The 3836-nt window shown below is 51.3% G+C and carries 5 protein-coding genes and 2 pseudogenes; 5 read left to right on the top strand and 2 right to left on the bottom strand.

What is annotated here, in order from left to right:
* The first annotated feature begins 556 nt into the window (after window positions 1-556).
* The 3 genes and pseudogenes from BM353_RS16465 to BM353_RS16460 all read left to right on the top strand — a co-directional run bounded on the left by BM353_RS16465 (window position 557) and on the right by BM353_RS16460 (window position 2528).
* Window positions 557-1054, top strand: coding sequence for a toll/interleukin-1 receptor domain-containing protein (locus BM353_RS16465; protein WP_092082816.1), 498 nt, complete (start codon window positions 557-559; stop codon window positions 1052-1054).
* Window positions 1032-1376, top strand: coding sequence for a hypothetical protein (locus BM353_RS16770; RefSeq protein ID WP_143104206.1), 345 nt, complete (start codon window positions 1032-1034; stop codon window positions 1374-1376). Before BM353_RS16465 ends, BM353_RS16770 begins: the two co-directional genes overlap by 23 nt.
* A gap of 16 nt (window positions 1377-1392) precedes the next feature.
* Window positions 1393-2528: pseudogene (locus BM353_RS16460) on the top strand (IS3 family transposase).
* Window positions 2529-2548: 20 nt separating this feature from the next.
* Here BM353_RS16460 and BM353_RS17245 read toward each other — a convergent pair.
* On the bottom strand, window positions 2549-2731 hold the full coding sequence (locus tag BM353_RS17245; RefSeq protein ID WP_177220580.1) for a recombinase family protein: 183 nt from the start codon (window positions 2729-2731) through the stop codon (window positions 2549-2551).
* A 580-nt stretch (window positions 2732-3311) separates the two neighbouring features.
* On the opposite strand from BM353_RS17245, the gene BM353_RS16765 reads away from it, so the two are divergent.
* Both BM353_RS16765 and BM353_RS16760 read left to right on the top strand, forming a co-directional pair.
* The gene (locus BM353_RS16765; RefSeq protein WP_143104205.1) at window positions 3312-3581 is read left to right on the top strand and encodes a hypothetical protein; all 270 of its coding nucleotides are present in this window, start codon (window positions 3312-3314) and stop codon (window positions 3579-3581) included.
* Window positions 3574-3768 carry a hypothetical protein gene (locus BM353_RS16760; RefSeq protein WP_143104204.1) on the top strand — a complete coding sequence of 65 codons (195 nt, stop codon included), beginning with the start codon at window positions 3574-3576 and terminating at the stop codon, window positions 3766-3768. The genes BM353_RS16765 and BM353_RS16760 overlap by 8 nt, the downstream gene beginning before the upstream one ends.
* Here the strand turns inward: BM353_RS16760 and BM353_RS16755 are convergent.
* A pseudogene (locus BM353_RS16755) lies at window positions 3756-3836 on the bottom strand (IS5/IS1182 family transposase); the annotation flags it as partial. The gene BM353_RS16760 and the pseudogene BM353_RS16755 overlap by 13 nt on opposite strands.

Below are 3836 nucleotides of genomic sequence, written 5' to 3'. Positions count from 1 at the left end.
GGCCAGGCCCTGCTTCCCGGTCCGGTCATTCTTGTTGGGTTGGGGGGGGGGAGCGTCGAGAGGAGTGTCCCCTCTCGACTTCGGAAGGGGCACGGCGACAAGGCCGGCCGTTCGCCCCACTATGCATGAACTTGAGCATCGGAAAGGAACCGGGTCATGAACCGTCTCGGTCGTCCCACATCCCAGAAGGGTCTGAACGACCTAATCCGGACCTTCGAACCAAGCGCGGTGAAGGCCCGGAGCCAGCCCTTGTACGACCTTCGAGCATGGCGCAGCATGTTCACCAAGCGCCGGCACGAGGGCGGGGAGCAGACATTCGCGGCAACTTGAACCGATGTCCGCAATGCGGGGGAACAGGCTTTGCAAAGCTTGGCGGCATGTCCTTAGTGGAGCAGAAGCGGCCAACTAAAGGCTACTGGGTCACAGTGCCGCTTCAGCAAGCAACCATGCTCGAAACTTCGAGGGTTGAACATGACTTCCGGTTAGAGCAGCATTCTCTGGGAGATCCGATCAAATCAACTGTGGGTTTGACCTCAGAAACCAAGGCTCGATAAAGATGAAGATCTTCATTTCGCACTCATCTAGAAATGCAGTTTATGGGCAAGCGTTAGTAGACCTGCTGACTGGAGTGGGTGTCGCCCACGAGAGCATTGTGTTTACAAGCAACACCTCATACGGAATTCCAGTCGGCGACAATATTTTCGAATGGTTAAAAAATCAAATATCTGACAAACCATTCGTTATCTTCTTGCTGTCTGCCGATTATTATTCAAGCGTTGCTTGCCTTAACGAGATGGGGGCGGCTTGGATCGTAGAAAACCAGCATGCGGCAATCTTTACGCCAGAGTTCGACCTAAGTGATGTAAGGTTCAGAGATGGAGCTTTAGATCCTCGCGAGATTGGTTTTTTCATCAATGATGAAGATCGATTTACAGAATTCATTGAGGCTCTGAGCGCAAACTTTGAGATCACAACCAAACAAGTAGTGATAAATCAAAAGCGCAGAGAATTTCTTGAAAAAAATTGGTTCAATGAATGCCCAAGATGGCGTTGAAGCCGAGGCGCGAGGGGAACAAGCCGCATCTGTACAAAAGCCGAGTAAGAGTAGAGATTCGTCAAATACTGAACTCTACATACCTGAGCCTACGGCGGGTTTGAGTGATTTTAAGCATCAGTTCCTCTTTGGTTTGGCGCGCGAAGATGCGGAACACTCAAGCAAGGTCTCAGAAACCTACCTTGCGACACTCAGCCCCGAAGATCTCGATGCGATTGGCGAGTGGAAATCATTTTGCGAGTTTTTCAAGCTGAGCTGGTCCGAGCATGGGGATAGAGGTGGTCGCGGGATTTCGGACCAGGTGTTAAGCTGTAGCGCCTGAGGAAGAACGCACAGAAATGACCAGACGGAAACGCTATTCGGCGGAGTTCAAGGCGAAGGTGGCTCTGGAAGCCATCCGCGAGGAGCTGACGACAGCCGAGCTTGCCAAGAAGTATGACATCCATCCGACGATGATTAGCGGTTGGAAACGGACAGCGATCGAGAACATGGCACAGGCCTTCAATGGCCAGGCGACCGCGGAGCCGACGATATCGGCGGCAGAGGTCGAAAAGCTACACGCCAAGATCGGGCAGTTGGTCGTGGAACGGGATTTTTTGTCAGAAGCCTCCAGTTTCGTCCTCGGCGCTGGAGGCAAAAAGCGGTGAAGAAAGACCATCCTGATCTCAGCGTCCGGCGGCAATGCAGCCTGCTGACACTGGCACGCTCAAGCCTCTACTACCAGCCGCGCGGGGAAAGCGCCGAGAACCTGAAGTTCATGGAAATCATCGACCGGCAGTTCCTGGAGACGCCGTGGTATGGCGCGCGTCAAATGGCTCGCCACATGAAGCGGGAAGGCCTCAGATGTGGGCGGCATCGTGTGCGTCGGCTGATGAAGCTCATGCGGTTGATGCCGATCTACCAAGAACCGAAGACCAGCAAGAAGCACCCGGAGCACAAGATATATCCATATCTTCTGAAGGGCTTACCCATCACCCGGCCCAACCAGGTTTGGTGTGCTGACATCAGCTACATTCCAATGCGCCGCGGGTTTCTCTACCTCGTTGCCATCATGGACTGACACAGCCGGAAAGTGCTGAGTTGGCGGCTGTCGAACAGCATGGACGCGGGATTCTGCGTCGAGGCTTTGAAAGAAGCGTTGGCCGGATACGGCACCCCCGAGATTTTCAACACGGATCAAGGTTCGCAATTCACCAGCACCGATTTCACCGACGTGCTGCGCGATGCGAAGATCAAAATCTCGATGGACGGTCATGGCCGCTGGATCGACAATCGGATGATCGAGCGGCTCTGGCGATCCCTCAAATACGAATGCGTCTATCTGAACGCCTTCGAAACCGGTTCCGAAGCCCGGGACGGGATTGGTGATTGGATCAGCTACTACAACGAAAGACGCCCACACTCATCACATGGGATCATGACGCCGGACGAGACCTATGATAGGCGATCTCCGGACCTGAAGGTTGCCGCCTGAAATGAAACCAATGTTATAGCTTAGCACGGCGGCAAACTGGTCGAATTTCCAGGACCACCTCTGTGGAAGATTAACTCTCCGGCTGGCGTCGTCGTTTCGATATCCTCGGCCAAGGATAGAAATCCCGTACCGCGCTCTTTGATAGTCTCCACAATGCCCAATAAATCGCGCAAGGTCCGAGCAAGGCGGACATAATTTGTCATCACCATCCCATCACCAGCGCGGAGCTAATCCAACAATTATCCAGCTCTGGACGTTCCATCCTAGTTCCTTTACGCTCCAATGGAACAGACGCTCCGCTCCCGCCGCCGTACGCGAGTTAGGCTGAGCGTCAATTTTTTTGGTCTTTGGTCGAAACGCGAGCTTATCCGATGAGCATGCCCCGTCATAACAAGAAGCCCTTCAAAACCCCAAACGTTTTGTCACGGTTTTTGCGAGCGGCTAGCACCTTAATTGTTCGTGCGGAGATTGGGCCTGTCAAAAATAACCGTTTCAGCGAAGACTTGACACATGATAAAAATTGCGCTGTCCTACATCTACATTTTGCCCTTGGCGATCATACATTGTGCTGTGCCTACTATGAGTTCGGCTGAAAGGATAGAAAAATCGTGCGAACGAATCAAGTTTGCAGGCGAAGTCAGTTCGACAAACGGATACCACCTTAGATTTTACAACTCCGGAAGTGCGTATCGTAGGCATTTTGTATATGATGACCGTACTGGTTGCAGCTTCATAATTGTCGATCGTTTTGATCCCAATAGTGATCGTATTTGGTTATTTAGTATGGATGAGTTGACGGTCGAATCCCAATTTGTGCAATCTGCACCATTTAGGATAAGCCGATTCTTGCAAGACAGAAGCTTAGAAACAAATATCGTTTCTGGCGAATTTACGGAGTGCCGAAAAGCAAAATCTCGAAGAGAGTGTCAAGAACTCATCCGTGAAAAAACAGGAAGCAACTCTGCAATATTATCGATAGCCCGGCCGGAAGGAAAATCAGTGATTAATTTCTATATGAGCGATGCTTATTTGAACGGAGAGAAACATGACTGATTTCATTATTTCAGACGATCTAAAAGATACGGTTGCGGAGAAAGCAACAGATATTCTAAACAGTGGAATCATAAATTTCGACGTGGTTTCAGCCGATGGGAATAGTACTGCCGCTGTTTCTTTGATCGAAGTCCACCTTGGTGACCCAAGCTTAACTACGTCTAGGGTCAGGACTCATAGCCAATAAATGACGATTGCTGCGAGAGCGATGGCCGAGAGGAAGACCTTGGGGCAGCGATCATACCGGGTTGCGAC

It is taken from the genome of Poseidonocella sedimentorum, assembly GCF_900116005.1.
Lineage (GTDB): Bacteria > Pseudomonadota > Alphaproteobacteria > Rhodobacterales > Rhodobacteraceae > Poseidonocella > Poseidonocella sedimentorum.
Note: the sequence above shows the minus strand (reverse complement) of the source record. Positions and strands in the feature narration are given on the sequence as shown.